Origin of the sequence: Flintibacter sp. HCN-6482, from assembly GCF_037892565.1 — a bacterium.
In the GTDB taxonomy this organism is placed as follows: Bacteria; Bacillota; Clostridia; order Oscillospirales; family Oscillospiraceae; genus Lawsonibacter; species Lawsonibacter aceti.
In genome coordinates this window covers 1-26,202 of record NZ_JBBKBK010000004.1, presented here as the reverse complement: position 1 = coordinate 26,202, position 26,202 = coordinate 1, and the positions used below count along the sequence as shown (strand labels likewise).

General features: G+C 57.8%; 23 protein-coding genes and 1 tRNA gene. 13 read left to right on the top strand and 11 right to left on the bottom strand.

The window, feature by feature from the left end:
• Positions 1–52 precede the first annotated feature (52 nt).
• Positions 53–706, top strand: a complete 654-nt coding sequence (deoC, locus tag WKS99_RS11680) for a deoxyribose-phosphate aldolase (protein ID WP_147571661.1) — start codon at positions 53–55, stop codon at positions 704–706.
• 51 nt (positions 707–757) lie between these two features.
• On the opposite strand, the gene spoVAC is transcribed toward deoC, so the two are convergent.
• Positions 758–1,201, bottom strand: coding sequence for a stage V sporulation protein AC (spoVAC, locus tag WKS99_RS11675; RefSeq protein WP_147571660.1), 444 nt, complete (start codon positions 1,199–1,201; stop codon positions 758–760).
• 117 nt (positions 1,202–1,318) lie between these two features.
• Here spoVAC and WKS99_RS11670 point away from each other — a divergent pair, with 117 nt between their 5' ends.
• The 7 genes from WKS99_RS11670 (at position 1,319) to WKS99_RS11640 (ending at position 6,974) form a co-directional block, all read left to right on the top strand.
• A complete protein-coding gene (locus tag WKS99_RS11670) occupies positions 1,319–1,834 on the top strand; it encodes a DUF6512 family protein (RefSeq protein ID WP_240288360.1) in 516 nt (171 codons plus the stop codon).
• A 75-nt stretch (positions 1,835–1,909) separates the two neighbouring features.
• On the top strand, positions 1,910–2,458 hold the full coding sequence (locus WKS99_RS11665; protein WP_340406115.1) for a 4'-phosphopantetheinyl transferase family protein: 549 nt from the start codon (positions 1,910–1,912) through the stop codon (positions 2,456–2,458).
• Between the two features lie 67 nt (positions 2,459–2,525).
• Positions 2,526–2,602, top strand: a tRNA-Arg gene (locus tag WKS99_RS11660).
• A 535-nt stretch (positions 2,603–3,137) separates the two neighbouring features.
• Positions 3,138–4,037: a DegV family protein gene (locus WKS99_RS11655; protein WP_340406113.1), complete on the top strand. Its 900-nt coding sequence runs from the start codon at positions 3,138–3,140 to the stop codon at positions 4,035–4,037.
• A 244-nt stretch (positions 4,038–4,281) separates the two neighbouring features.
• A complete protein-coding gene (locus WKS99_RS11650) occupies positions 4,282–5,508 on the top strand; it encodes a threonine/serine exporter family protein (protein ID WP_240288354.1) in 1,227 nt (408 codons plus the stop codon).
• A gap of 21 nt (positions 5,509–5,529) precedes the next feature.
• A complete protein-coding gene (locus WKS99_RS11645) occupies positions 5,530–6,477 on the top strand; it encodes a GDSL-type esterase/lipase family protein (protein ID WP_340406109.1) in 948 nt (315 codons plus the stop codon).
• A complete protein-coding gene (locus WKS99_RS11640; RefSeq protein WP_147571655.1) occupies positions 6,474–6,974 on the top strand; it encodes a DUF4358 domain-containing protein in 501 nt (166 codons plus the stop codon). The genes WKS99_RS11645 and WKS99_RS11640 overlap by 4 nt, the downstream gene beginning before the upstream one ends.
• A 34-nt stretch (positions 6,975–7,008) precedes the next feature.
• On the opposite strand, the gene WKS99_RS11635 is transcribed toward WKS99_RS11640, so the two are convergent.
• From WKS99_RS11635 to WKS99_RS11610, 6 genes are all read right to left on the bottom strand, one after another.
• The gene (locus WKS99_RS11635) at positions 7,009–7,917 is read right to left on the bottom strand and encodes a DUF2156 domain-containing protein (RefSeq protein WP_340406107.1); all 909 of its coding nucleotides are present in this window, start codon (positions 7,915–7,917) and stop codon (positions 7,009–7,011) included.
• Positions 7,918–7,947: 30 nt separating this feature from the next.
• Entirely contained in the window at positions 7,948–9,042 is a 1,095-nt protein-coding gene (locus tag WKS99_RS11630) for a metallophosphoesterase (protein ID WP_147571653.1), read from the bottom strand.
• Between the two features lie 31 nt (positions 9,043–9,073).
• Positions 9,074–10,018 carry a 50S ribosomal protein L11 methyltransferase gene (prmA, locus tag WKS99_RS11625; protein ID WP_147571652.1) on the bottom strand — a complete coding sequence of 315 codons (945 nt, stop codon included), beginning with the start codon at positions 10,016–10,018 and terminating at the stop codon, positions 9,074–9,076.
• Between the two features lie 51 nt (positions 10,019–10,069).
• Positions 10,070–10,942 carry a DegV family protein gene (locus WKS99_RS11620; RefSeq protein ID WP_340406102.1) on the bottom strand — a complete coding sequence of 291 codons (873 nt, stop codon included), beginning with the start codon at positions 10,940–10,942 and terminating at the stop codon, positions 10,070–10,072.
• A gap of 57 nt (positions 10,943–10,999) precedes the next feature.
• Entirely contained in the window at positions 11,000–11,536 is a 537-nt protein-coding gene (locus WKS99_RS11615; protein ID WP_340406100.1) for a DUF1836 domain-containing protein, read from the bottom strand.
• A gap of 74 nt (positions 11,537–11,610) precedes the next feature.
• Complete coding sequence (locus tag WKS99_RS11610) at positions 11,611–12,498, bottom strand: putative ABC transporter permease (RefSeq protein ID WP_340406098.1); 888 nt, start codon at positions 12,496–12,498, stop codon at positions 11,611–11,613.
• 182 nt (positions 12,499–12,680) lie between these two features.
• On the opposite strand from WKS99_RS11610, the gene WKS99_RS11605 reads away from it, so the two are divergent.
• Together WKS99_RS11605 and WKS99_RS11600 are read left to right on the top strand one after the other, a co-directional pair.
• Complete coding sequence (locus WKS99_RS11605) at positions 12,681–15,305, top strand: translation factor GTPase family protein (protein ID WP_340406096.1); 2,625 nt, start codon at positions 12,681–12,683, stop codon at positions 15,303–15,305.
• A gap of 36 nt (positions 15,306–15,341) precedes the next feature.
• Positions 15,342–16,397, top strand: a complete 1,056-nt coding sequence (locus WKS99_RS11600; RefSeq protein ID WP_340406094.1) for an NADH:flavin oxidoreductase — start codon at positions 15,342–15,344, stop codon at positions 16,395–16,397.
• Between the two features lie 164 nt (positions 16,398–16,561).
• Here the strand turns inward: WKS99_RS11600 and WKS99_RS11595 are convergent, their stop codons facing one another.
• Positions 16,562–17,623, bottom strand: coding sequence for a stalk domain-containing protein (locus tag WKS99_RS11595; RefSeq protein ID WP_186851885.1), 1,062 nt, complete (start codon positions 17,621–17,623; stop codon positions 16,562–16,564).
• Positions 17,624–17,904: 281 nt separating this feature from the next.
• Between WKS99_RS11595 and WKS99_RS11590 the strand changes: the two genes are divergently transcribed.
• Both WKS99_RS11590 and WKS99_RS11585 read left to right on the top strand, forming a co-directional pair.
• Positions 17,905–19,098, top strand: coding sequence for a coenzyme F420-0:L-glutamate ligase (locus tag WKS99_RS11590; protein WP_147571646.1), 1,194 nt, complete (start codon positions 17,905–17,907; stop codon positions 19,096–19,098).
• A 392-nt stretch (positions 19,099–19,490) separates the two neighbouring features.
• Positions 19,491–19,670: a hypothetical protein gene (locus tag WKS99_RS11585; RefSeq protein ID WP_147571645.1), complete on the top strand. Its 180-nt coding sequence runs from the start codon at positions 19,491–19,493 to the stop codon at positions 19,668–19,670.
• 180 nt (positions 19,671–19,850) lie between these two features.
• Here WKS99_RS11585 and WKS99_RS11580 read toward each other — a convergent pair whose 3' ends face one another.
• From WKS99_RS11580 to ppdK, 3 genes are all read right to left on the bottom strand, one after another.
• Positions 19,851–21,221 carry an aldehyde dehydrogenase gene (locus WKS99_RS11580; protein WP_340406090.1) on the bottom strand — a complete coding sequence of 457 codons (1,371 nt, stop codon included), beginning with the start codon at positions 21,219–21,221 and terminating at the stop codon, positions 19,851–19,853.
• A complete protein-coding gene (locus WKS99_RS11575; protein WP_445297957.1) occupies positions 21,155–22,432 on the bottom strand; it encodes an iron-containing alcohol dehydrogenase in 1,278 nt (425 codons plus the stop codon). Before WKS99_RS11575 ends, WKS99_RS11580 begins: the two co-directional genes overlap by 67 nt.
• 247 nt (positions 22,433–22,679) lie before the next feature.
• Positions 22,680–25,313 (bottom strand): pyruvate, phosphate dikinase, encoded by a 2,634-nt coding sequence (gene ppdK, locus WKS99_RS11570; RefSeq protein ID WP_147571642.1) that lies wholly within the window; start codon positions 25,311–25,313, stop codon positions 22,680–22,682.
• Between the two features lie 573 nt (positions 25,314–25,886).
• Here ppdK and WKS99_RS11565 point away from each other — a divergent pair.
• Positions 25,887–26,189 (top strand): DUF1294 domain-containing protein, encoded by a 303-nt coding sequence (locus tag WKS99_RS11565; protein WP_340406088.1) that lies wholly within the window; start codon positions 25,887–25,889, stop codon positions 26,187–26,189.
• The last annotated feature ends 13 nt before the right edge of the window (positions 26,190–26,202 follow it).

The following is a 26,202-nucleotide window of genomic DNA, read 5'->3' as shown; positions in this document are numbered from 1 at the left end:
GCGAGATATTTGTCCGGACCAAGTCCGATTTTTGTAAGGGAGAACATAACCGATGGAGCATCAGGAAATTTTGAACCGGGTGGACCATACCATCCTAACCACAACTGCCACTTGGGAACAGGTGAAGGCTGTCTGTGACGAGGGGCTGGCCTATTCCACCGCCTCTGTCTGTATCCCGCCCCGCTATGTAAAGAAGGCGGCGGACTATGTGGGGAACCGGCTGAAGATCTGCACCGTCATTGGCTTCCCAAACGGCTATTCCACCCCGGAGGTAAAGGTCTTTGAGACAGAGGACGCTATCCGCAACGGCGCTGACGAGATCGATATGGTCATTAATCTGGGGCAGGCCAAATCAGGAGATTGGGAGGGCGTGCTGTCTGAAATCAAGGCGGTAAAGGCCTCCTGCAAGGGCCGCATCCTGAAGGTTATCGTGGAAGCCTGCCAGTTGACCCAGGAGGAGAAGGTAGCCGCCTGCCGGGTGGTGTCCATGTCCGGAGCCGACTTTATTAAGACGTCCACAGGATTTTCCACTGGTGGAGCCACTGTGGAGGATGTGAAGCTGTTTAAGGAACATATCAGCCCTGACATCGGCGTCAAGGCGGCGGGCGGGATCCGCACCTTTGAGCAGGCTCAGGCCATGATCGAGGCCGGTGCCGACCGCATCGGAGCCAGTGCCCTTGTGGCCCTGGCCCGCCAGGAGGGCTGAAGAGTAAAAAAGCTGTCTGTCCCATATGGGACAGACAGCTTTTTTACCGCCTCATACCAGCTGGAACAAAAGTAAGATAAGGCCGTAAATGACACTGGCAGAGATACCAAAGACCAGCACGGGCCCGGCCACTACAAAGAGCTTGGCCGCTGTGCCGGTGATGAGTCCCTCGCTTTTGAATTCCAGGGCTGGGGAAACCATGGCGTTGGCAAAGCCGGTAATCGGGACCAGGGTACCGGCTCCGGCCCGTTTGGCCAGTTTGTCAAAGCAGCCCAGGCCAGTGAGCAGGGCGGCCGCAAAGATCAGGGTGACAGACACCGCCGTCCCCGCCTGGTCTTTGTCAAGCCCCCAGCTCTGATAGAGGTTGGAGAGCCCCTGCCCAATGGTACAAATGGCGCCCCCCACCAGAAAAGCCCATACCAGATTTTTTCCCATAGGAGATGGCTTGGAGCGATCGTTTACCAGCTTGCCATAGTCCTGATTGGTCATGTCCATAAAAACACCCCGTGGAAAATAGATTTTCCCTAGTTTTACTCCAGAAAGAAAAAATATACCATCTAGAAGAATAAATCCTTCTTCTTCCGCATAAGGTGAAGCGGAGAGGTGATCCAGATGTTCTATGGCAAGCGCGCGTTGATCCTGACCTGCCTGCTGGCCATGCTGGCCGGGACTGGGCTGCATTTTCTGTATGAGTGGCTGCCTAACCCAGTGACGGCTCTGCTGTCTCCAATCAATGAGAGCCTGTGGGAGCATATCAAACTGATATACTGGCCCTATCTGGCTGCCGCCCTTTGGCTGAACCGTGGCAGGCCGGGTGGTATCAGACCGTGGCTGTTGGCGTTGCCGATCATGAGCGGACTCATGCTGCTGCTAGGCTATCTCTACCACATAGTCCTGGGGGGAGAAGCTATGGCGGTGGATATTGCAATTTTTGTGGCTGTGATGGTTTTCGGCTTCTGGTTTTCCACCCGATTTTCCGGACCTTTCCATGGCGCAAAGTGGATGGTGCCCATTCTGCTCGTGGTGGGAATGGGCATCCTGATCGCCCTGTTTACACTGTGGCCCCCGGACCATATCCTATTCATAGATTTGTCCAAGACTGGGGCCTGGTACCAGATCCCCTGTTGATGCTGGGGTCCCCGTGAGCCCCCTTGCCTGCTTGAGAAGGACATGGTACAATGGCACAGAGGAGGCGGGTGGTCAGTGGAACTGTTTGGCATGGAGATCCAGAAGCGGCAGGATGCCTATCAGCTGTTGGCCCTGGCTCTCCGGGAGAGCCGGGGGCTGACGCGGATGCCGGAACTGGACCGGAGACCTGGCGGAAAGCCCTATTTTCCTCATGAGGAGGGGCTGGAATTCAATCTGAGCCACAGCGGGCATCTGGCCCTCTGCGCTTTGGATAACGCCCCGGTCGGAGCAGACATCCAGATGGTCAGAGAGTGGCGGCCCGGACTGCCCGCCCGGGTCTGTGGTCCGGAAGAGTTGGCCTGGCTGGAAGGGCAGTCGGACTGGTGGAGGTCCTTTTCCCTGCTATGGTCACTGAAAGAGAGCCGGGTCAAAGAGAGCGGGCAGGGATTGAGGGGGACCATCCGGTCCATCCGGGTCCCGATGATGGGAGAAGGGGAAACCCGGCAGATGGATGGCCTCTGGTTCCGGACTTACGGGGGAGCGGGCTGGGTAGCCGCAGTGTGTGGGGAGGCCCAGCCGCCGGTGAAGATATGCTGGTGGCGTCGTCTGGAAAATGAAAAATAAAACAGGGGAAAATCCTCTTTACAAACGGGGAGGATTCTGATATAATAACGGAGCGCTGTTAAGAGATGCGTCCGTAGTTCAATTGGATAGAGCGTCAGATTCCGGTTCTGAATGTTGGGGGTTCGAGTCCCTTCGGGCGTGCCACGTCGGAGCAAGCGTTGTATCGCTTGCTCCGACTTATTTTATAAGTCAGAGCGCGCTTACGCCGCTGCTCCTTCTTTCCAAATCGAACCCACTGCGTTGGGCTTCGATTTGGGGCGCCCTGTGGGCGGCGCTTTTCACCATTATAAAAATATCGGTTTTAACCGTTATTTGTAAGTTAAAAGCTGCATTTCAGTCTTGAAATCAAGGCTGAAATGCAGCTTTTTCTATGATGAAACCTCCATGATATACTACTGGTTAGTGATATCATGGGGTTTTGCTATGTCTGAGTATATGATCGAGATTTCACAGGAGAAAGAAAAAGATACTATTTGGAGCAAGCAATTAAGGATCGCCGCTTATTGCCGGGTCAGTACCGCTTATAATGAGCAACAGCGGTTCATCATAAAAAATAAAAACTAGTTGAGATTTTTTGTAAGCGGGTGTATGATTACCCTAATACCTATCTGCTAGTAGGCCCCTTGTCACCGCCTGGCGGGGTGTGGACATGGGGAAAAGGAGGAAATAGAGGGACTGTATGAACTTTCATATTGTCAGTGACAGCTCCTGTGATTTAGGACGGGAGAGGCTCCAGCAGCTTGGTGTGGATATGGTGTCCTATTATGTGGCGCTGGGGGATGAGGTCTATTACCGGGAGGAGCGGGATATCTCCACCCACGACTTTTACCAGAAGATGGCGGACAATCCCGGAGTATTTCCTAAAACCTCTATGCCTACTTTGGAGGACTATCTGGAGGCATTTCGTCCACAGGCCCAGGCAGGGATGCCGGTACTGTGTATTTGCCTGAACGAGTCGTTCAGCGGATCGGCCCAGTGCGCTAGAAATGCCAGGACAGTACTGCTGGAGGAATACCCTCAGGCCCGAATCTATGTAATGGACTCCCAGTCAGCCACTGTGCTGCAGGGGCTGCTTGTAGAGGAAGCGGTGGTCCTTCGGGACCGGGGCAGCACGTTGGGGGAAGCCATAGATGCTCTGGAGAAGATACGGTCTACTGGCCGCATCTTTTTTACCACCAATGACCTGGAGTACCTCCGCCACGGCGGCCGCATTGGTAAGGCGGCCGCGGCTACTGGTACACTGTTGAAGGTTAAGCCCCTCATTGGCTATCAGGACCGGGAACTGGTGTCCGACGGAATTGCCCAAGGAAGAAAAAAATCCCTTCAGCGGGTGCGGGATCTGTTTTTCCGCTATGTGGACCGCAAGGAATTGGATTTGGCCGATTACAGAGTGGCCACTGGCTACGGACTGGATCGGGAGGAATATGACCTATTCACCCAGCAGATCCGCGAGGGTCTTGCGACACGGGGATTTGATATGCCTGATTTCCGCCCTTATCAGATTGGTGTGACCATCGGCGTCCATACCGGGCCAACCCCTATTGGAGTGGGGCTGATGCGCAGAGTGGTGAGGCCCTGAACCGGCGAGCCACGATTTCGATCCGGCAAATCTTATGGAGCCGCCCATGCTAGACACATGGGCGGCTTTTTCATAGCGCCCATTATTTAGAAAAGGGAGGAAGAGGGCCATTGGAGCAGCCGGAATCTGAACGCCCCGGCGAATAGGCGATACAGCATGTCCAGGTGGGCAAAAATGTAATTGGATTGTTACTTGTAATTTTGTAAAAACATGATATCCTGTTCTAGTGGAGAGGGGACATTCGATGGATTACGACAAGCTGCTCAATTTAGGCACCGAGCTGGGCTGCCGATTGATGGAGAGCGGGGCGGAGATATACCGTGTCGAGGAGTCCGTCCGCCGCCTGCTGACTGCCTACGGCGTAGAGCCACAGGTATTTGCCATCCCCAACTGCCTAATCGTCAGTGTCAACACTCCAGAGGGGCATCCATTGACTCGTATGTGCCGCATCCCTGCCCACGGAACGGATATTGAACTGCTGGAGCGGTGTAACCAGCTCTGCCGCTACCTGTGTAATCAGCCTGTCCCGGTCCTTGAGGCACAGGAGTTGGTAGCCGATCTGCCAAGGGGGCTCCGCGGCTTTTCCCCTAAAATTTTAGTATTGGCCTATGGGGCTACAGCGGCCTTCTTTGCTCTGTTTTTTGGCGGAGGGCTGTTGGAATGGCTGGCCGCAGCCTTGTGCGGTCTGGCCGCCGGTGTCTGTCTGCTCTACGGACAGCGTTTCATTGGCTCTAATACCTTTTTCCGTACGACCATCTGTGCCGCGCTCATTTCCGGACTGGCGCTTCTTTTGGTCACACTGGGGCTGGGAAAGGATCTGGAGGCCATCTCCATCGGCGCGCTGATGGTGCTGGTGCCTGGTATGGCCCTGACGAATGCTATGCGGGAAATTATGGCCGGTGATGTATTCTCCGGGCTGAACCGGACAGCAGAGGTCATTCTGGTGGCCACCGCCATCGCCTTGGGTACTGCTCTGCCCCTGCTGCTGGGTCAGGGCGCTCCAGGAGGTGGGGGTGGGCAAACAGAGGGGATCGATCTGCTGCCCTGCCTGTGGGCTATGCTGGCCTGTGTAGGCTTTGGGCTGGTGTTCAATATCCAGGGCTGGGGGGTGCTGATCTGCGGCTTTGGGGCCGGGCTGGGTTGGCTGGCCTATCTGGCGGCCATGGAGCTGTCTGCCAACGATATCCTTTCCGCGTTTCTGGCGGCTGTGGTGATTGGAGGATACTCTGAATGGATGGCTCGCCTGCGCCGCTGCCCAGTAACGGGGTACCTCCAGGTGGCCTTACTGCCTCTAGTGCCGGGAGCGGGTATCTACCACGCCATGCAGTATTGTGTGAGTGGTTATACCCAGCTGTTTCTAACTACGCTGCTGCACACGTTTGGAATGGCCGCCGCCCTGTCGGTGGGGGCTATGCTTACATCTTCTGTTCTACGGGCGATCCTGCCCAGATTTGCCCCCCTGGGGCGATAGGTTGATTTTTGGAGGTACGATATGTATAGAGGTCGTAGAAAATACCGGACCTATTGGACCATATTCCTGATTTTAGCGGCGGCTGTCGTTCTGGCCCTCGCGGTAGGGATGGGGCTGTCAGCCCCAAAGGATACCGGCGGAGACGCTTCCGGGGGGCGGAACGATACTTCGACCCAGCCGGGGACGGGGAGTGGGAGCGGCGCTGCATCAGAGGTGGACGATTCCTCCGCTATACCCCCTGACAGCTCCAACCCGTCAGGCGATCTGACAGAGGAGCCAGACCAACCGGAGGAGAAGGATGAGCCGGAACCGGGCTATGACTTTTCCCAGCCCGCTCCCCAGTCTGATCCGGTGGATAACAGCTACTTTGATGACGCGGCCTTCGTGGGAGATTCCCGTACCGATGGGTTTATGATATACAGCGGTATAGGGACGGGCAAGAATCTGACCTCCAATGGCCTTTCTATCTTCAAGCTGGGGGAGAAGAAGGCTTTGACTATCAATGGGGAGAAGTATACTTTGCTGGAGGCGCTGGCACTGGAACAGTACGGCAAGGTCTACCTTTCTCTTGGCGTCAACGAGCTGGGATATTTTAACGATCAGGGCTTTTACGACAGCTATTGCAGCGCCATCGACGAGATCCGGACGCGGCAGCCCAATGCTGTGATCTATATTCAGGGGCTGATTCCGCTGAATGAGGGTGTCATCGCTCAGACTGGGGGCCGGGACTATTTGACCAACGAACACCTCCGAGTGTATAACGATTTGATGAAGAAGGCGGCGGAGGAGAAGCAGGTGGTATTTCTGGATCTGTACTCTGAGTTCGTCGATGAAAACGGGGAGCTGCCCGCGGATGCCAGCAAGGACGGCATTCATCTAAGTAAGGCTTACTGTCAGAAGTGGTTGGCCTATTTGCAGACCCACACTGTGGACTATGACACCCTATATCCGAAGGAGGAAGCGCGATGAAAAAATTTTTGACCGCCGCCCTAGCCCTGGTCTTGCTACTGACCCTGGCTGCCTGCGGCGGCAGGGAGGGCAAGGAGGACCCCTCTGGCAGCCCCGCCCTCTACGGCGTTAGCGAGGTCCAGAGTGTGGTGGATGCCGGCGCCTTCTCCGAGTCCCTGGAGGAGGTAGACGCCGACACCGCCTTCGCTCTGTATAAGCTGGCCGACTACGGCCTGGAGCGGGAGAATATGTACGATGCCTCCGTGATCCGCTCCGCCGGCGCTACCTGCGAGGAGATGGCGGTGCTTTGTTTTGACAGCGAGGAGCAGGCTTCCAAGGCGGTGGAGGCCCTGGAAGATTATGTGGCCGGTCAGATCACCGCTAACGAGGACTACCGCCCCGCCGAGATCCCCAAGCTGGAGAACGCGCTGGTGAAGCAGCTTCAACACACCGTCCTGTTGCTGGTGGCCAACGACTATGAGGCCGCCGCCATCGACGCTTACCATTCCAAATCGTGAAAAAACACCGGGTCCAATCTGGACCCGGTGTTTTTTACTTTTGGCAGAAGGCGCAGGGCTCCTCCACCGTGACGGTGTACTTCTCCAACAGGGCGATGGGGTGATAGGACAGCTTGCTGGTACGAAGGCCCAGATCACCGGCATCATCCTCGCGGTTGATGAAGGCGATGCCTTCCGTAGCGAAATGCTGGGCGAACTGGGCGACCAGCATCTGGTAGCAGCCCTCGTAATCCCGGTCCGCCTTCTCGATGTGGGTAAACAGGGTGTCGCCAATGATCTCTCCCAGGGAGAACCCGGCGATTTGCCTATCCACCAGCAGCATACCGCCCAGCAGGTCATAGGTCTGGTAATTGTCCAGCACTTCATGAGTCTTCGCGATATCCTCATGGAAGGAGGCCGCGGATTTGTCTACCCGGCTGGCATAGCGGTCCAGAAAGCCCTTGACCGATGGAATATCCTCTGGAGCGATGGGGCGGAACAGCCAGCTGCCATAGGTCTTGAGAAATTTGTTTACATGGTTGCGCTGGCCACTGAGCTTTTTCCCCCGAAAATATTTCAGATCCTCCGCACGGTACAGATAGTCAAAATTGTCCCGCTCTGTGGCGGCGGTGCTGGCAGGGAAAAAGTCCTGAAGGCGCTCCAGCTCATCCTTGGAAACCGGATAAAACTGGATAGGCATTTCCCGCCGGCAGCAGTAGTCGGCAATCTGACGGTAGTGTTCCGTCCGGCCGCCGCCCAGGGGCAGGGTAAAGGTGGGGCCCAGTCCAGGGTAGTCCACTTTGAAATAGAGGGAGCCGTCATAGATAGCCCACTCGGTCTTGTACATATCCCGCCAGATAAAGACGGTGCCAGGGGTGGTGTCGCAGATACGGCTTCCGCTGTATCCGAAAAATGGGCGCAGTCTGGGGAAGTCCTCCAGCTGCAGGGGGTGGAAATCCAACATAGATCCAAATCCTTGTCTATTTATTTCTTTTTACAGTATATCCGATAACCGGCCATAATACCAGCCAGTACGTCCTTCTTTTTTGCACAAATATCCCTGTGAGGTGGAAGCTACAACGGTCAGCCGGTCGCCAGGGGATACAGGAAGCGCGTAGTCGGTGGAGTCCTCGCACCACAGGCCATTGGGTCCACGGCGGAGGTAACGGTTCAGGATGGGCAACACCCGGCCTGTTTCCAGGTGGCGGCATAGGGAGGTGTCCTCTCCCTTCTCCAGCAGTTCCAGGCCGCTTCGGCCCCAGCGGACGTTGACTGAGTCGGAGGAGGGGGACTGCCCATCCAGAGCAACGGCGACGGGCAGTCCATCAAAGGCGTCCCAGCTGAATTCCTCCGAGTCCTCAGAGGGGAGGATCAGGGCATTGAGCTGGCCGTCCAGCTTCAGCACACAGCCGCCGTCGATAGAGGCGATTTTCCGATCCCGGAGCAGGATGGGGGCGGCGGAGGGAATGTTGGGGTCGTATAGCGTCACTGGCCAGTGGCCCACAATGACCCACTTGGGAAAAGACCGGCCCTGTCCCAGAAAATCGTCGTTTTTCATGCACCGCCAGCGGTCCAACTCCTCCATCCTTTCCAGGGAGGGAATACCCCCGTGGACAAAGACTAGATGCTCGGTTTCCAGAATGGTGGGCAGCGAAGCCAGCCAGGTCCGCTCCCGTGGAAAAGCCCGCCGCAGGTCCTCACGCAGCCGGGGAAGATCCTCCAGCTGTTCAAAGCCGCCCTCCCGAGCCATCTGCCGGAGAGTGGATTCGGGGTGCTGGGGCAGATAGACGGAAAAAAAGTGCTCATCCAGCTCGTCTGTTTCAAAGAAGCGGTGGACCAGACCGTCGCAGTTGCCGCACAGGGGATAGACGGTGTGGGTACGGGGCAGCTCCATAAGATGGCGCAGCAGAGCCAGACTGTCCTGCCCTTTTTCCAGCATATCCCCCACCAACACCAGGATATCCTCAGGGGACAGCCTGATTTGGTCCATTAGAGCCTGAAAAAAGGGCAGGTTGCCGTGAATATCGCTGACAGCGATGACCCTTCTATTGGAGGGAAATTGGGGACGAATGACAATGGCGCGGTCCATAGGAGGGGCTCCTTTCTGCGGAGGTTGGGGTTTAGCCCAGTTTAGACTCCAGAGCCACCCAGCCGTTTTTCTCCCGGCGGCGAGTGACGGTCAGTCCATTTTTTACAAGGGCCTCTTCCACCTCGTGGGCACGGGTGTCGATGATGCCGGAGCACAGGAACACCCCGTCCTCTTCCAACAGGCGGGGGACTTGGGCGGATAGGGGGATAATGACGTCGGCTACGATATTGGCCAGCACCAGATGGTACCGCTGCCGGGCTAACTCGCCGGCCAGGGAGCGGTCAGAGAGGACATCCCCGGCCCGGACGGTATACCGGTCCTTCCCGATGCCGTTGAGGGCGGCATTTTCATAGGCCACGTCCACCGCCTTGGGATCAATGTCCACGGCGACTGCGGTGCTGGCCCCCAGGCACAGAGCGGCGATGGAGAGGATGCCGCTGCCGCAGCCCAGGTCCAGCACTGGCCGTCCGGGGGCGGTGTGCTCCTCCACTCCCTCCAGGCATAACTGGGTGGAGGCGTGGGACCCGGTTCCAAAGGTGAGGCCGGGGTTGAGATACAGCGGGCTGCGGCCTTGGGGGATAGGCTCCTCCCGTTCCCACTGGGGAACCACATACAGCCGCTGGCCAATCGCAAGAGGCCTGTAGTATTTCTGCCAGCTATATGCCCAGTCGTCGTCCGTAAGGGGGGTGACAGTATACTCTTGATCTAGTCCACGGGTATAGCGGGCCAGTTGCTCCCGGCCGTCGGTGTCATCCGTGACATAGAATTTGATCCGGGTGACTCCCTTCATCCGGTCCAGCAGCTCCTGGTCCACATAGTCCCAGTATTGCCGGTTCTGCTCCAGAAACTGGAGAAAATCTCCTTCATCCTCGATGACCAGTCCATCCATACCAGCGGCAGTCAGCTTGGCGGACACTTGGTCCAGTTGGTCGGGGGTGGTATTGACGGTGATCTCCAGCCATTTGATATCGGCCATGTTGATCCTCCTGAATGTTCATTTTTCACCGCTCTGCGGCGTAGGGTGTGGTCAGCGCTCAGAACCTACATAAAACAGAGCCACCACGCCCGGACCAGTGTGGGCGCCGATTACAGGGCCCACATAGTTGATATAGATGGTCTGGACCCCAAAGCGGTCCCGCACCATCTGAGCCACCATTTCGGCGTCCTCCAAACAGTCGCCGTGGCTAATGAACACGGTCTGGTCGGCGGGGTCAACAGCGGTCAGCTCCATCTTATCCACCAGGGCCTTCAATGCGGCGGCACGGCCACGGGTCTTGCCGATGTTGATGAGATGACCCTCGTCGTCCACATGGATAATGGGCTTGATCTGAAGCATGGAGCCCACGACGGCGGTGGTGGCGGAGATACGGCCGCCCCGCTTCAGAAAGTGGAGGTCGTTCACCGTCACCTGGTGGCAGATAGATAGCTTATGGCTCACCACCCAGTCCCGGACCTCCTCGATGGAGCGGCCCTTCCGCTGTTCCTGAACGGCCAGCCACACCAACATGCCCTGGCCCAGGGAAGCACACAGGGTATCCACAGTATACACCTTGCGCTCAGGGTATTTTTCCCGCAATTCATCCACCGCGATGGCCGAGGAACTGAAGGTGGTGGACAGACCGGAGGAGAAGGCCAGGATCAGGATATCCTGTCCCGCCTGGAGTAAGGGCTCAATGAGCTCCGTATACTGGGCTACGTTGACCGCGGAAGTGGTGGCGGTATGGCCGTTCCGCAGCAGCTCGTAAAACTGGTGGGGGTCCATCTCCCGGTTGTCGGGGTAGTTATGGTAGATATTTTCGTCCATCTCAAAGCTGAGCGGCAGGACCTGAACGCCCAGATCTCGAACCATATCGGCGCTGAGATCGGCAGAGGAGTCAGTAAGGATAACAAAGTCTGACATAATAAACACGCTCCTTGGGAAGAGGATAAGAAATGGGGAGAAGATGTCTTCAACAGGTCATTTCTTGGGCTTTTTGTGTTCCGCCGGTCCGAAGGACTGGAGGATATCCAGGATCCGGGCACAGGCCAGCTGGTTGGCATAGCTCCGCAGGGCCAGGTCTAGAGCGATGCGGGGCAGATTCTCTCGCTGGGCATCGGCGTCAAAGCTCTGGGCAGTATCGGTCAAAGCTCGGTCCAGAGCGGAACAGAAGTAGTTGTACAGCGCCTCTGGGTCCTGCCCTTTGGCCTTACGGCCAGCGCTGATAAGAACGCCGGTATCCCGGACAGAGAGTACCTTTTTCAGGGCGCACACCGCGGTGAGGTAGCCCAGGTGGACCGGGCCGTACCGCTTGCCGTCCGCACGGGGGACCAACCCGTCCTTGATATAGTTGTTGACCATGGCGGAGGTCAGGGACTCCCCCTCGTCAAAGCGGATCAGCTGCCGGGGCATATAGGCGATGATCTGGTCCATATACAGGGCCAGATCCGGCAACTCCTCCCAGGGGGTGGGACGCTCCCGCTCCATACGGTCCTTGAGATCCAGCAGTTCCTCCACAGAAATGGCCTCCTTTTTGATTATGATTATCATTATGCTATCATAAAGCGGAAAAAATTACAACGGAATATTTGCTACTGGCCCATGCGTCTGCGCAGCCGCTCCAGCGATTCCTTGTACCGGGTGGAACGGAGCCCAGGGAAGGCCTTGAACAGCCGGTGCTGGCCAAAGCTGTCCCGGTCCAGCAGCTCCTGAATACTCTCCTTCCAATCCTGGAGCTGGCGGCGGTATTGCTCCCGGCGCTCCTCCAAATGATCCTGAAGGTCTTCCCTAAGATCGCCCAGGTCCTCCCGCAAGCCCTCCTGGCGCTGGGCAAGGCGGTCGGTGAGCTCCTCCAGCTCCTCCTTCCAGTCGGATCCTTTCTCAGCGGCATCCAGCACTCGCTCGGCCAGGTCCTCTCCAAAATCGTTGGAGGCGTCCTTGATTTTGGCAGCCAGCTGGTCCAACTGAGAGAGGCGGCGGTTGAGCTTGGCGATGGTACGGACCGTGGCGGCCAGGTCCACCGCCATGACAGCGGCCAGAAGGGCCAGCAGCGTCCAGCCAAGTCCCCTTGGTACCAGCCGGATGACCAGTAGGACTGAGGGGTGGAGGAGCTTGACTACGAACAAGCAGGCCAGACCCCAGGCAATAGAAAACCGGAGACAAATATAGCCGTTGAGGTTGAAGGGCTGGTCAGAGTAATCCCACCAGCGCTGGTGAAATATTTTTTCCAGCACAAAGCCAGTGGCCCATTCCAGAGCGGAGGTCAAGACAACGGAACCCAGGAACAGCAGCAGGAGGTTGCTCTTCAGAGGCTCCAGAAAGGCCAGCACGATGACCACTCCAAAGCCGTAGACAGGGCACCAGGGGCCGTTGAGAAATCCGCGGTTGACAAAGCGGCCCGTGACCAGGGCGGCATAGCTGACCTCGGTACACCAGCCCAGAAAGGCGTAGACGAAAAAGATAAATAAAAATTGATACACAGGGGACCTCCTGCCAATGCTATCTATGGTAAGAACGACATAGTATACCGCATTTCTATGTAAAAGTCCAGAGAAAGTAGCCGGAAAGTGGAAAAAATGGGAAGGGAACTACCTTGACAGTGGACCGGGGACATTGTATGCTGGATAAAAATGAGAAGTGCGGAAGGCGGGACAGCCATAAAATGAGAAGGATCGTAATGGGGGTTTTGGCCCATGTGGACAGCGGCAAGACCACACTCTCCGAGGGGCTGCTGTATCTGAGCGGTGCCCTGCGGAAGCTGGGGCGAGTGGATCATCGGGACGCCTTTCTGGATACAGATACTCAGGAGCGGGAGAGAGGCATCACCATCTTTTCCAAGCAGGCGGAGTTCTCCTATGGGGGAACAGCCTTCACCCTGCTGGACACCCCAGGGCATGTTGATTTCTCCGCGGAGATGGAGCGATCTCTCCAGGTGCTGGACTGCGCCGTTTTGGTGGTCAGCGGCACTGATGGCATCCAGGGCCATACCCGCACGCTGTGGAAGCTGTTGGACAAGCACAAAATACCCACGTTTCTATTTATAAATAAGATGGACTTGGCGGGCAGCGACCGAGACGCCCTGCTGGCCCAGCTCCAGGCCAGACTGGACAGCGGCTGCCTGGATTTCTCTCAGGGGATCGGCTCAATTCAAGAGGATCTAGCCGCCTGCGACGAGGCGTTATTGGAACACTATCTGGAGGGAATGGAAGTCACAGAGGAGGATGCGGCCGATCTGGTGACCCGTCGGCTCATCTTTCCCTGCTTCTTTGGCTCCGCACTCAAGCTGGAGGGGGTGGGGGAGCTGCTGGACGGCCTGGCTGCTTACGCCTCTGCTCCCCAGTATGGTCCGGAGTTTGGAGCGCGGGTGTTCAAGATTGCCAGGGACGGCAGCGACCGGCTGACCTATGTGAAGGTCACCGGCGGCACGCTCCGGGTCCGGACCGCTTTGGGAGGAGAGGGCTGGCAGGAGAAGGTCAACCAGATCCGGATCTACTCCGGACCCAAATATCAGACTGTGGACGAGGCGCCAGCTGGCACGGTGTGCGCCCTGACCGGCCTGACCCATACCCGGCCTGGGGATGGGCTTGGAGGGGAAGCCGGGCGGTGGGAGCCGGAGCTGGAGCCACCTCTCACCTACCAGGTGATCCTGCCCCATGGGTGTGATGTCCACGCCATGCTACGGAACCTGCGGCAGTTAGAGGAGGAGGACCCCCAGCTCCGGGTGGTGTGGAACGAGGCTCTGGGAGAGATACATCTCCGACTTATGGGCGAGATACAGCTGGAGGTGATGACCCGTCTGATCCGGGAGCGGTTCGGGGTGGAGGTGTCCTTCGGAGCTGGATCCATCGTTTACCGGGAGACGATCTCTGGCCCAGTGGAGGGGGTAGGCCACTTCGAGCCCCTGCGCCACTATGCCGAGGTACACCTGCTGCTGGAGCCGGGAGAGCGGGGAAGCGGGCTGCGCTTTGCCTCCTCCTGCTCGGCGGACCAACTGGACCTGAACTGGCAGCGGTTGATTCTCACTCATCTCGAAGAGAAGGAACACCTGGGAGTGCTCACCGGCTCCCCCATAACGGACATGAAGATCACACTGGTGGCCGGCCGGGCCCATCTGAAACACACCGAGGGGGGCGACTTCCGCCAGGCCACCTACCGAGCGGTGCGCCAGGGGCTGATGCAGGCGGAGAGTATTCTGCTGGAGCCCCATTACGAATTCCAACTGGAGCTGCCCCCGGACTGTGTGGGCCGGGCCATGACCGACCTCCAGGCCATGGGGGGCATTGTGGACGCCCCAGAACAGGAGGGAGAGCTGGTCCTCCTCTCCGGTCACGGGCCGGTGGCTGGCCTGCGGAACTACTGGCGGGAGGTGGCCTCCTACACCCGAGGCCGTGGCCGCTTAAACTGTGCGCTTCGGGGCTATGAACCCTGTGCTGACCAGGAGAGCATCGTTGCCCAATTTAGCTACGACCCGGAGCGGGATGTGGAAAATACCCCCGACTCTGTGTTCTGTTCCCATGGGGCAGGCGTCAACGTGAAATGGAGCGAGGTACGGGACCATATGCACGTGGACAGCGGCCTGCGCCTAGGGCTGGAGCGCCCACGGCAGGCTGAGGCCCCTCCCGCCGGCAGACAGCGGACCTACTCTAGCGGAAGTCTGGAGCAGGACAAGGAACTCCAGGCCATTTTCGAGCGGACCTATGGCAAGGTGGAGCTGCGGGCCTTCCAACCCCAGAAAAAGCCGGCGCGGACCAGCCTCAGCGACGAGAAGTACGCCATCCGTGCCCAAAAGACTGGGCCGGAGTACCTGCTTGTGGACGGATACAACATCATTTTCGCCTGGGAGGAGCTGAAGCGGATAGCGCAGCAGGACGTGGCTGCCGCCCGTTCTACGCTGGCTGATATCCTGTCCAACTACCAGGGCTTTCGAAACTGTGTGGTCATTTTGGTCTTTGATGCCTATAAAGTGAAGGGGAACCCAGGCTCGGTGGAAAAGGTCAACGGTATCTATGTGGTGTACACCAAGGAGGCGGAAACTGCCGACGCCTATATTGAAAAAACGACCTATGACCTGGGGAGAGACCATCGGGTGCGGGTGGCCACCTCCGACGGGCTGGAGCAGATGATCATTCTGGGCCACGGGGCTCTGCGCCTGTCCGCCAGAGCCTTCAAGGCGGAGGTGGAGGAGAGCCAGGGGCAGATTGCCAAGCTGGTGGCCCAGCACAACCAGGGAAACCGGGAGTGGAACAAGCTGGGGCGTACTGCCCGTATTACTGGGAAAGACCTGTAAGCCCACAGGAATATTTGGATGGATGGTGAGGAGTGTATGCAGTACAAACTGTTTGAAACGGCCCGGCTTGGGCCTCTCTACTTAAAAAATAGGACGGTCCGTTCAGCGACCAATGAGCACCTCTCGACCCTGGATGGGCAGATCACGCCAGCCTGGGTCCAGGTGCAGAGGGAGCTAGCCGAGCGAGAAGTAGGTCTTATTATTACTGGCCATATGACGGTAGACCGCTCTCAGCGCGCCGACGAGGGACAGGTGGTGTTGGACCGGCGGATTGACCACAGCCTGTTGCGCCAGGCCGCGGAGGAGGTACACCGGGCTGGCGGCCGGATTGTGGCCCAGATCAGTCACAGCGGACTGAAGGGAATGGAGAGAGTCAACGGATGCCGTCCAAAGGGACCGGATGATTTTACGGAGGAAGAGCTGGACCAACTGGTAGAGCAGTTCATTGACGGAGCACGGATATGTCAGGCGGCCGGACTGGACGGGGTGCAGGTCCACCATGCCCACGGCTATCTCCTGTCCAATTTTCTGAACCCCCAGGAGAATCACCGGACAGACAGCTATGGCGGCTGCCTGGAGAATCGCTTCCGCCTGCCGGCAAGAATTCTGGCTGGCGTGCGCGCGGCCTGTGGGCCGGAGTTCGCGCTGCTGGTCAAGGTGGACTCCAATGGATGCGGAGATCTGCGTGCTCTTCTGCGGCTCTGCCAGGGGGCCGGCGTAGACGGAATAGAGATCAGCGGACTTGATTTTGCCACCCGGGCAGGGGAGAAAAAGCCATTCTTTCTCCATGAGATCATGGAGGCCAGAGAGGACGTTGAGGTGCCGCTGATTCCAGTAGGAGGAGTTTTCTCCCGTAAGACAGCGGAACAGGTGCTGGAAGCCGGGTTCCCCTTTGTGTCATTTAGCCGAAGCCTGATCTGCCAGCCTGATTTTATCTCCCGTATGAAGGAAAATCCAGAGGCGGAGAGCCGCTGCTTTGCCTGTAATGGGTGTTATAAAATTTATCGCCAGCGCCCTGTACGCTGCGTACAGCACACACAGCCGCTCAAACAACTGGAAATAGTATTCGGGCCGTACCACCAAAAGGACTAGGCAAATAAAATCTTATGTTAATAAACCTGGCATCACCCCGTGTGTGTACCTGTGTTTGGAGTCTCACTTGTCAGCCCCCAGCGGGCCGGACATTGGAAAAGGGAGCCACTTCACCAGGAAGCGGCTCCCTTTTTGTATGGTATATTTCTTGATTCAGGCTCAAATCACTCAATGATAAGATTGGTGCCCTCCAGGGTGACAGTCCTGCCCAGCATCTTGAAGATCTCGGCGGGCGCCCAGGTGGTGCCAGGGGCGACCACATAGGGGGCCTTGCCATAGTCCAGGGGGCCGGTGGCGCCTACGGCCCCTTCGATCTTAGTAACGCCGGTGATGATCTGCCGGTCCAGGTACAGGCTGACCCGGAACTGGTCGCTCTCCACGGTGACCAAGGCGCCCTCGTCTGTATTGGGGGTGTAAGTCACGTCCAGGCCCAGAGCCTGGGCGACGGCGGCCACGGGAACCATAGCCACGCCGCTCTCATAGCGGCCTACCATGTTGGGTACTTTGCCGTCCAGCTCCATAGTCAGCTGGGCGCCCTCCTCAGGCTTGGGCAGATCCTCGGCCTTAGCGGGCAGGAGCATGATATGGCTGGCGCCACTCTGACCGGGGTAGGAGGTGAGTACGATATCGTACCAGGCCATGATGCGGTCACCGGCCTGGATATCAGCCAGGGCGGGGGCGTCCCCCTCGTAGGCGGACAGGCCGGCATCTACGGATACGGAGAGAATGAGTCCTCCATTGTCCACAGAGAACTTCACAGAGCCATCCTCCTGGGACACCACATTATTTACGACGTGGTAGTGGGGCGCACCCATATCTTGGGGCACGTTAACGACCACGGCGAAGGCGGCGGACTGGGGAGGGAGAGAGCGGGTGGAGACGTGGCTGTGGTACACATACAGTCTGTCGCCCACCTTCACCGTGGAGGGATCAGCGGCGGTTTTATTTCCAGCGTCTACCCATACGGTGTCTGGGGAGAGATTCATCACATACTGTCCATGGGCCTCAGACTCCATAGTCAAGCGGGAAATGGTTCCGTCCTCCTCCGTGGAGATGGCGGACACGGTTCCGTAGTAAAGCGCGCTGTCTGTCATGGCGATGTCCTCCACAGGGGCGGAGATTGGAATGATATCAGACTGGCCTGCCGGCTGTGCGGCCAGTGCGTGGGCGCCCATCAACCAGACGACGGCACCGCTCAGTACGACGGCGGTTAGCTTCTTGTTCATTATAATCGCTCCTTTTCCTTTTTGTGGGGCGTTCCTGTCCCTTTGCTTTTAATAGACGTATTAGGGAGAGAAAAGTTCCCGCACAGTCCAAAAAATTTTTTGGCCGTCCATTTGCACAGAGGGGCGGCGCCTTTGTCCGTGAAACTTTGGATGCCAAAGAAGCCCAGGGAGAGCTATTTTTTATTTACTTTTTGAACATTTCTTGCTATACTAAAAAATTGGGGGCAGATGTTCCCCATCTGATGAAATGATACACATGAAACGATAAGGAGTGTTCCAACATGAGTCGTATGGTCGGTACCGTTTCCCGCGGCCTGCGGGCCCCTATCATCCGCAGCGGTGATGACCTGGTGGAGATCGTCACCAATTCCGTGCTGGAGGCGGCCGCTGACGACGGCTTCGCCATCCGGGACCGTGACGTGGTTGCCATGACTGAGGCTATCGTGGCCCGCTCCCAGGGCAACTATGCCTCGGTGGACAATATTGCCGGCGATGTGAAGGCCAAGCTGGGCGGCCAGACTGTGGGCGTTGTCTTCCCCATTCTCAGCCGCAACCGCTTTGCCATCTGCCTAAGGGGCATCGCCAAGGGGGCCAAGAAGATCGTCCTGATGCTCAGTTATCCCTCGGACGAGGTGGGCAACCACTTGGTCAGCCTGGATGCCTTGGATGAGCGGGGCGTGGACCCCTATAAGGACGTCCTGTCCCTGGAGAAATACCGGGAACTGTTCGGCTATGAGAAGCACCCCTTCACCGGCGTGGACTATGTGGAATACTATCAGCAGCTGATTCGGGAGAGCGGCGCTGAGGTGGAGGTAATCTTTGCCAACGATCCGCGAGCTATCTTGGGATACACCAAGAATGTGCTGTGCTGTGACATCCACACTCGTCAGCGCACCAAGCGTCTGCTAAAGCAGGGCGGGGCGGAGAAGGTCTTTGGCCTGGACGAGATTATGACCGCCCCGGTTGACGGCAGCGGCTATAACGCCAAGTACGGCCTGCTGGGCTCCAACAAGGCTACGGAGGACCAGGTCAAGCTATTCCCCCGGGAGTGCCAGGATCTGGTGGAGGCCATTCAGAAGAAGCTGCTGGAAAAGACCGGGAAGCATGTGGAGGTCATGGTGTACGGAGACGGCGCCTTCAAGGATCCGGTGGGCAAGATCTGGGAGCTGGCCGACCCGGTAGTATCTCCAGCCTATACCGCCGGTCTGGAGGGGACCCCCAACGAGCTGAAGCTGAAGTATCTGGCGGATAACGACTTTGCTGACCTGTCCGGCGATGCCCTGAAGGAGGCCATTAAGGAACGCATTCACAAGAAGGACGGCGACCTGGTGGGCCAGATGGTGTCTGAGGGCACCACCCCCCGCCGCCTGACGGATCTGATCGGCTCCCTGTGCGACCTGACCTCCGGCTCCGGCGACAAGGGAACTCCTATCGTCTATATTCAGGGCTATTTTGACAACTATACCACGGAGTAAAATTGAGCAGTAAAAAAGCCCCGCCAGTCATGACTGGCGGGGCTTTTTTACTGCTGGATAAGTTCTTGGCGCAAAGTCAAATAATCATCTTCCAATGCGGTGAATCTGGATGACAGTTTGTCGCAGTGTTTGGAAAAGTCGATGGCCTGAGGAGAGCTTAGTCCATAGTCATCCGCCATTTTTCCAGTCCCTTTTGGGCAAGCCTGAGTTCGGAGCCGACACTCGAGAGCTTTTTGCCCAGGCGGACAAGTTGTTGCAACTTTTCGACGATACTCAACCCCTTTCACATTTTTTCAACATTATAAAGTGATAGCATTTAGCTGTCAATAGACTGTATATATTTTTGTGTTATTACACTATGATATATTCGAAAATAGAAAGGGGCGGGCAATATGGCCACTATCAAACGAGTGTTTACGTTGCGTATGTCGGACGATGTATTTGATAGGATCGGGGTCCTGGCTACGGCTGAACACCGCTCTATGACGAATTATATTGAATATGTACTGCTGAAGCACCTTGACGAATACGAAAAAGAAAATGGCCCAATCGAGCGCGGAAAGAACATGTAACCCCTTCGAATGATTCGACCATAATAAAAAACACCCATCTGAGTAAAATTAGATGGGTGTTTTTGTTATCAGATTTCATCCGCAATGGCCTTTGTCCTGCTGGCGGCTTCGGACCCGCAGGAGCAAGACCACAAATGCGGGCCGCCCTGGGCCATAGGAGGCCTCAGAAAGAGGACGGTTTCAGCGCAGAAAGAGGCGAAGCAGCTTCTCCTGAAGGGCGGTATATGGTGCATAGCGCACCGGCAGATCCATCCAGGTGGACTTCTTCACCACGCTTTTCCGGTGGGAGAAGGTATCAAAGCTCAGTTTGCCGTGGTAGCTGCCCATGCCGCTGTCACCCACACCTCCAAAGCCCATCCGGCTGGTAGCCAGATGGATAATGGTGTCGTTGACGCAGCCCCCGCCAAAGGGGACTTGGCGGAGAAACCGCTCCTGGGCGGCCCGATCCTCGGAAAACAGATATAGGGCCAGGGGATGGGGGCGGCTGTTGATGAACTCCACCGCCCGGTCCAGGGTGTCATAGGTGAGGACAGGGAGCAGGGGGCCGAAAATTTCCTCCTGCATTACCGGGTCCTCCGGGGACACACCGTCCAAGATAGTGGGCTGTATTTTCAAGGTGTCCGGGTCCCCCTGGCCGCCATAGACCACCTTGGCCGGGTCAATGAGGCCCATCACCCGGTCATAGTGCTTGCGGTTTATCATCCGCACATAGCCCTGATTGTCCAGGGGATCCTGCCCATACATGGCGGTCATCCACTTTTTGACATGGGATAGAAATTGGTCCTTCACCCGGCCATCGATGAGCAGATAGTCAGGGGCCACACAGGTCTGGCCGCAGTTGAGCAGCTTGCCGAATACCAGCCGCTTGGCGGCCAGGTCGAGCTTAGCGGTGGCGTCCACCACACAGGGGCTTTTGCCCCCCAACTCCAGGGTGACGGGGGTGAGGTGGCGGGCCGCCTTGGACATGACCTCCCGCCCCACGGCCACCCCGCCGGTAAAAAAGATATAGTCAAATTTTTGGTCCAGCAGGGCCTGGTTTTCCGCCCGGCCTCCCTCTACCACACAGACGAATTCCGGGGGAAAGCACTCCGCCAGGATGGCGCGGATGAGGTTGGAGGTGGCGGGGGAGTAGGCTGAGGGCTTCACCACACAGCAGTTGCCCGCGGCGATGGCCCCGATGAGGGGCTCCAGGGTCAGCATAAAGGGGTAGTTCCAGGGGGACATGATAAGGACCACTCCATAGGGCTCGGCCACCGTGAAGCTTTTGGCGTGGAACTGGGCTAAGGGGGTGGCTGCCTTTCGGTCCCGCATCCAGCGGGCCAAGTGCTTCCTTACATAGTTCAGCTCGGCCAGGGTCATCCCCACCTCACACATATAGCTCTCGGTGGCAGACTTGTTCAGGTCGGCCGCCAGGGCGCTATTGATGTCCGCCTCATGGGCCAGAATGGCCTGACGCAGCTTGTCCAAAGCCCGCCGGCGGACAGCTAGGCTAAACGTCTGGCCAGTTTGGAAATGGGCCCGTTGGTCCTGGACGAGGGTTTGGATATCCATGGGGACGCCTCCTTTGCCATCAGCTTTTGATACATGACCTCCAACTCCTGACGATCCATGAGCCGGGGTACGGGATAGAGGGGATTGCACTCCTGGTCCGCATGGCGGGCCATAGCGGGGATATCTTCGGCCCGGAGCTCGGCAATCGTCTCCGGGATGCCCATGGTCCGATTGGCCTCTTTGATCCAGGCGATGAAGGCCAGGGCGCTCTGCTGGGCAGAGTCCGCCTCCTGGGCCAGCCCAGCCGCTTTGGCCAGCTTACCCAGTTTTTCCCAGCAGGCGGGGCCGTATTCCTCCAGAAAATAGGGCAGGATGACGGCGTTAGCCAGCCCGTGGGGGACGCCGTACTGGCCTCCCAGGGAGTGGGCCAGCCCGTGGACATAGCCCACATAGGATCGGGTAAAGGACACACCAGCGCAGTAGGCGGCCCGGAGCATGGCCCGGCGGGCCTCCAGATCCGTGCCATCGGCAAAGGCCCGGGGCAGATTGTGGACGATGAGGCGGGCGGCCTCCTCGGACATAGCTTGGGTCAGCTTGGTAGTGGTCTGGCCGATGTAGGACTCAATGGCATGGGTCAGGGCGTCCATTCCTGTGGTAGCGGTAATAAAGGGGGGCAGGCCCAGGGTGATCTTCGGGTCCAGCACCGCGTAGTCGGGGATGAGGGCAAAGTCGTTGATGGGGTACTTGTGCTTTTTCTCCGGGTCAGTAATGACAGCGGCCAGGGTGGCCTCGCTTCCCGTACCGGCGGTGGTGGGAACAGCAATCGTCAAAGGGGTGGGCACAAGCACCCGCAGCAGGCCCTTCATTCTCCGCACCGGCTTATGGGGCCGAGCGATCCGGGCCCCCACGCCCTTGGCGCAGTCCATGACCGAGCCACCGCCCACGGCGATGATGGCCTGGGCTCCGCTGTCCAGATAGAGCTGCCGGCCCTCCTCCACATTTTGGATAGTGGGGTTGGGCACAGTGCCGTCATAGACAGCGCAGATGATGCCTTCCTCGGCCAAGGACTTCTCCAGAGGGGCCGTAAGGCCCAGGGAGCGGACGGAACGGTCGGTGACCAGCAGGACGGAGCCCACCCCACTCCTCTTGAGCAGCGGAGGGATGGAGTCCAGTCCGTCCAACTGTTTGGGCTCCCGGTAGGGGAGAAAGGGGAGCGCCAGCCGGAAGGCCAGCTGAAAAGTGCGGCAGGGAAGCTTTTTCAGAGGATGCATAGTGATATCAAATCCTACTTCTTCAAAATTGAACGGACTGATGATACCACTGTTCCAGGGGAGCGTCAATCAATTTAATTAAAAAAATTGAAATAATTTTTGATGAACAGGCTACCGGGGAAGGAAAAGGACAGGGGAGAACCTGGCCGGGAATAAGGCGGAACCAAAGAAACAGGCACACCGTCCAGTGGACGGTGTGCCTGTTATTCTTATTGAAGAGGACCGGATTCAGAAACCAGGGGAGGGATCAGGCGCGGGGATTCTTAATCGCGGCCTGGGCAGCGGCCAGACGGGCGATAGGCACCCGGAAGGGGGAGCAGGACACATAGTCCAGCCCGGTGTTGTGGCAGAACTCCACAGAGGAGGGGTCGCCGCCGTGCTCGCCGCAGATGCCCAGCTTCAGGTCGGGGCGGGTCTGACGGCCCAGCTTGCAGGCCATCTCCACCAAGCGGCCTACGCCGTTCTGGTCCAGGCGGGCGAAGGGGTCGCTCTCATAGATCTTGCTGGAGTAGTAGGACTCCAGGAACTTGCCGGCATCGTCACGGGAGAAGCCGAAGGTCATCTGGGTCAGGTCGTTGGTGCCGAAGGAGAAGAACTGGGCCTCTTTGGCGATTTCGTCGGCAGTGAGGGCGGCACGGGGAATCTCGATCATAGTGCCCACCAGGTACTTCATGTCGGAGCCGGCGTCAGCGATCAGCTGGTCGGCCACCTTGACCACCACGTTCTTGACGAAGGCCAGCTCCTTGACCTCGCCTACCAGGGGGATCATGATCTCGGGGACCATCTTCCAGTCGGGGTGCTTGGCCTGGACATTGAGGGCGGCCTTGATGACAGCCCGGGTCTGCATGGCGGCAATCTCAGGATAGGTGACCGCCAGACGGCAGCCGCGGTGGCCCATCATGGGGTTGAACTCGTGCAGGCTGGCGATGATGGCCTTGATGTCGGCCACGCTCTTGCCCATATCCTGGGCCAACTGGGCGATATCGGCCTCCTCGGTAGGAACAAACTCGTGCAGCGGGGGATCCAGGAAACGGATGGTCATGGGACGGCCCTCCAGAGCCTCGTACATGGCCTCAAAGTCGCCCTGCTGCATGGGCTCAAGCTTGGCCAGAGCCTTCTCACGTTGCTCCACGGTATCGGAGCAGATCATCTCCCGAATGGCGGGGATACGGTCGGCTTCAAAGAACATATGCTCGGTGCGGCACAGGCCGATGCCCTCGGCGCCGAACTTGACGGCCTGGGCGGTATCACGGGGGTTGTCGGCGTTGGTGCGGACCTTCAGCTGGCGGAACTTATCAGCCCAAGCCATGATACGGCCAAACTCGCCGGAAATAGAAGCGTCCACAGTGGGGATGGCCTCACCGTAGATGTTGCCGGTGGAGCCGTCCAGGCTGATCCAGTCGCCCTCACGGTAGGTGCGGCCGTCCAGCTCAAACTGCTTGTTGGCCTCGTCCATCTTGATGGCGCCGCAGCCAGACACGCAGCAGGTGCCCATGCCGCGGGCTACCACGGCGGCGTGAGAAGTCATACCACCACGGACAGTGAGGATGCCCTGGGAGGCGACCATGCCCTCGATATCCTCGGGGCTGGTCTCCAGACGGACCAGACACACCTTCTCACCCCGCTCGGCCCAAGCCTTGGCGTCGTCAGCGGTAAAGACGATCTTGCCGCAGGCGGCGCCGGGGGAGGCGGGCAGGGCGGTGGCCACGGGGGCGGCCTTCTTCAGAGCGGCGGGGTCGAACTGGGGATGGAGCAGGGTGTCCAGGTTGCGGGGGTCGATCATGGCAACGGCCTCCTGCTCGCTGATCATGCCCTCATCCACCAGATCGCATGCGATCTTGAGGGCGGCAGCGGCAGTGCGCTTGCCGTTGCGGGTCTGAAGCATATAGAGCTTGCCGTTCTCTACGGTGAACTCCATGTCCTGCATATCGCGGTAGTGGTTCTCCAGCCGCTGACACACGTCCTGGAACTGGGCGAAGGCCTCTGGGAACTTGTCGGCCATCTCCTGGATGGGCATGGGGGTGCGAACGCCGGCCACCACGTCCTCGCCCTGGGCGTTGGTCAGGAACTCGCCCATCAGCTTCTTCTCGCCAGTGGCGGGGTTACGGGTAAAGGCAACGCCGGTACCGCAGTCGTCGCCCATGTTGCCAAAGGCCATGGACTGGACGTTGACAGCGGTGCCCCAGCTGCCGGGGATATCGTTCATGCGGCGGTACACGATGGCACGGGGATTGTTCCAGGAGCGGAAGACGGCCTTGATGGCGCCCATCAGCTGCTCCTTGGGGTCGCTGGGGAAGTCGGAGCCGATCTTGGACTTATACTCTGCCTTGAACTGGCTGGCCAGCTCCTTCAGATCGTCGGCGGTGAGCTCCACGTCCTGGGTGACGCCCCGCTGTTCCTTCATCTTGTCGATGAGCTCCTCGAAATATTTCTTGCCCACTTCCATGACAACGTCGGAATACATCTGGATGAAGCGGCGATAGCAGTCCCAAGCCCAGCGGGGATTATTGGACTTCTTGGCGATGACATCCACCACGTCCTCGTTCAGACCAAGGTTCAGAATGGTGTCCATCATACCAGGCATGGAGGCTCGTGCGCCGGAACGGACAGAAACCAGCAGGGGGTTGTCCAGATCGCCGAACTTCTTACCGGTGATCTCCTCCATCTTGACGATATACTCCATGATCTGAGCCTGGATCTCGTCGTTGATCTTTTCGCCGTCCTCATAGTACTGGGTGCAGGCCTCGGTGGTGATGGTGAAGCCCTGGGGCACAGGCATACCAAGGCTGGTCATCTCGGCCAGGTTGGCGCCCTTGCCGCCCAACAGCTCCTTCATCTTGCCGTTGCCTTCGGAGAAGAGGTACACGAATTTCGTTGCCATTTGTAAACTTCATTCCTTTCTTCTTACGCGACGACGATCTGCTGCCGCCCGGACCTAGCCCGAACAGAACTGGCGCAACGCCGCCACCATTTCCTCCCAGATATCTTTTCCATGGGAGCGTACAATAATTTTGCTGACGAATCATTATACCATTTGCAGGAAATATTGCAACAGCTTTTTTGCTGAAAAAACATTAAAATGAGAAAAAAGAGCTAAAAGGACAAAAAAATATTTAGTTTTCTGTAAAACGGAATAAAAAGGATGGACATGATGACGAAGTAAACAAATAGAGAGAAATAAAATGGGAAAACATGGGTAAAGGGGAGGGGAATTAAAGCAAAGAAAATTAACATAAGAAGAATGGATGAAAAAGGATGATTAAGGTCTAGCTAAAAAGTAAAACAAGAGAAAAAATCTTGACCAAAGGGAAAATAATTTCCCGTAGGACAGCTCTGGCAGGGAGGAGGTCCAAAAGAGCTGGGGAGCCGCGGGAGAGCGGGTTGCAAAGGGAGAGAAAAAGAGGTACACTGTACCCCGATATAAGCCGACATGGCGAAAGAGAGGGGGAGAGCGATGGCCCCGGAGCTTGTACAGCTTGTGATCCTGTACCTGATGGCAGTCAACCTGGCTGCCTTCTTTCTGATGGGGGTGGACAAGAGAAGGGCGGTAGGGAAAAAATGGCGTATCTCGGAAAAGACTCTGTTTTTGCCCGCCGTGCTGGGCGGCGCCCTGGGCGGGCTGCTGGGGATGCGCTTTTTCCACCATAAGACGAGGCACTGGTATTTCCGCTGGGGATTCCCTCTGCTGCTGGTGGTCCAGCTTTTGCTGGTGGTCCAGCTTTTGCTGGTGGTCCTGGCCTTGCGGCAGGCGGCCTAATAAAGAGCGGCGG

Excerpts from the sequence above, each read along its gene's own strand:
- deoC (WP_147571661.1), top strand. The coding sequence starts at position 53 with ATGGAGCATCAGGAAATTTTGAACCGGGTGGACCATACCATCCTAACC.
- spoVAC (WP_147571660.1), bottom strand. The coding sequence starts at position 1,201 with ATGGACATGACCAATCAGGACTATGGCAAGCTGGTAAACGATCGCTCC.
- WKS99_RS11670 (WP_240288360.1), top strand. The coding sequence starts at position 1,319 with ATGTTCTATGGCAAGCGCGCGTTGATCCTGACCTGCCTGCTGGCCATG.
- WKS99_RS11655 (WP_340406113.1), top strand. The coding sequence starts at position 3,138 with ATGAACTTTCATATTGTCAGTGACAGCTCCTGTGATTTAGGACGGGAG.
- WKS99_RS11650 (WP_240288354.1), top strand. The coding sequence starts at position 4,282 with ATGGATTACGACAAGCTGCTCAATTTAGGCACCGAGCTGGGCTGCCGA.
- WKS99_RS11645 (WP_340406109.1), top strand. The coding sequence starts at position 5,530 with ATGTATAGAGGTCGTAGAAAATACCGGACCTATTGGACCATATTCCTG.
- WKS99_RS11640 (WP_147571655.1), top strand. The coding sequence starts at position 6,474 with ATGAAAAAATTTTTGACCGCCGCCCTAGCCCTGGTCTTGCTACTGACC.
- WKS99_RS11635 (WP_340406107.1), bottom strand. The coding sequence starts at position 7,917 with ATGTTGGATTTCCACCCCCTGCAGCTGGAGGACTTCCCCAGACTGCGC.
- WKS99_RS11630 (WP_147571653.1), bottom strand. The coding sequence starts at position 9,042 with ATGGACCGCGCCATTGTCATTCGTCCCCAATTTCCCTCCAATAGAAGG.
- prmA (WP_147571652.1), bottom strand. The coding sequence starts at position 10,018 with ATGGCCGATATCAAATGGCTGGAGATCACCGTCAATACCACCCCCGAC.
- WKS99_RS11620 (WP_340406102.1), bottom strand. The coding sequence starts at position 10,942 with ATGTCAGACTTTGTTATCCTTACTGACTCCTCTGCCGATCTCAGCGCC.
- WKS99_RS11605 (WP_340406096.1), top strand. The coding sequence starts at position 12,681 with ATGAGAAGGATCGTAATGGGGGTTTTGGCCCATGTGGACAGCGGCAAG.
- WKS99_RS11600 (WP_340406094.1), top strand. The coding sequence starts at position 15,342 with ATGCAGTACAAACTGTTTGAAACGGCCCGGCTTGGGCCTCTCTACTTA.
- WKS99_RS11595 (WP_186851885.1), bottom strand. The coding sequence starts at position 17,623 with ATGAACAAGAAGCTAACCGCCGTCGTACTGAGCGGTGCCGTCGTCTGG.
- WKS99_RS11590 (WP_147571646.1), top strand. The coding sequence starts at position 17,905 with ATGAGTCGTATGGTCGGTACCGTTTCCCGCGGCCTGCGGGCCCCTATC.
- WKS99_RS11585 (WP_147571645.1), top strand. The coding sequence starts at position 19,491 with ATGGCCACTATCAAACGAGTGTTTACGTTGCGTATGTCGGACGATGTA.
- WKS99_RS11580 (WP_340406090.1), bottom strand. The coding sequence starts at position 21,221 with ATGGATATCCAAACCCTCGTCCAGGACCAACGGGCCCATTTCCAAACT.
- WKS99_RS11575 (WP_445297957.1), bottom strand. The coding sequence starts at position 22,432 with ATGCATCCTCTGAAAAAGCTTCCCTGCCGCACTTTTCAGCTGGCCTTC.
- ppdK (WP_147571642.1), bottom strand. The coding sequence starts at position 25,313 with ATGGCAACGAAATTCGTGTACCTCTTCTCCGAAGGCAACGGCAAGATG.
- WKS99_RS11565 (WP_340406088.1), top strand. The coding sequence starts at position 25,887 with ATGGCCCCGGAGCTTGTACAGCTTGTGATCCTGTACCTGATGGCAGTC.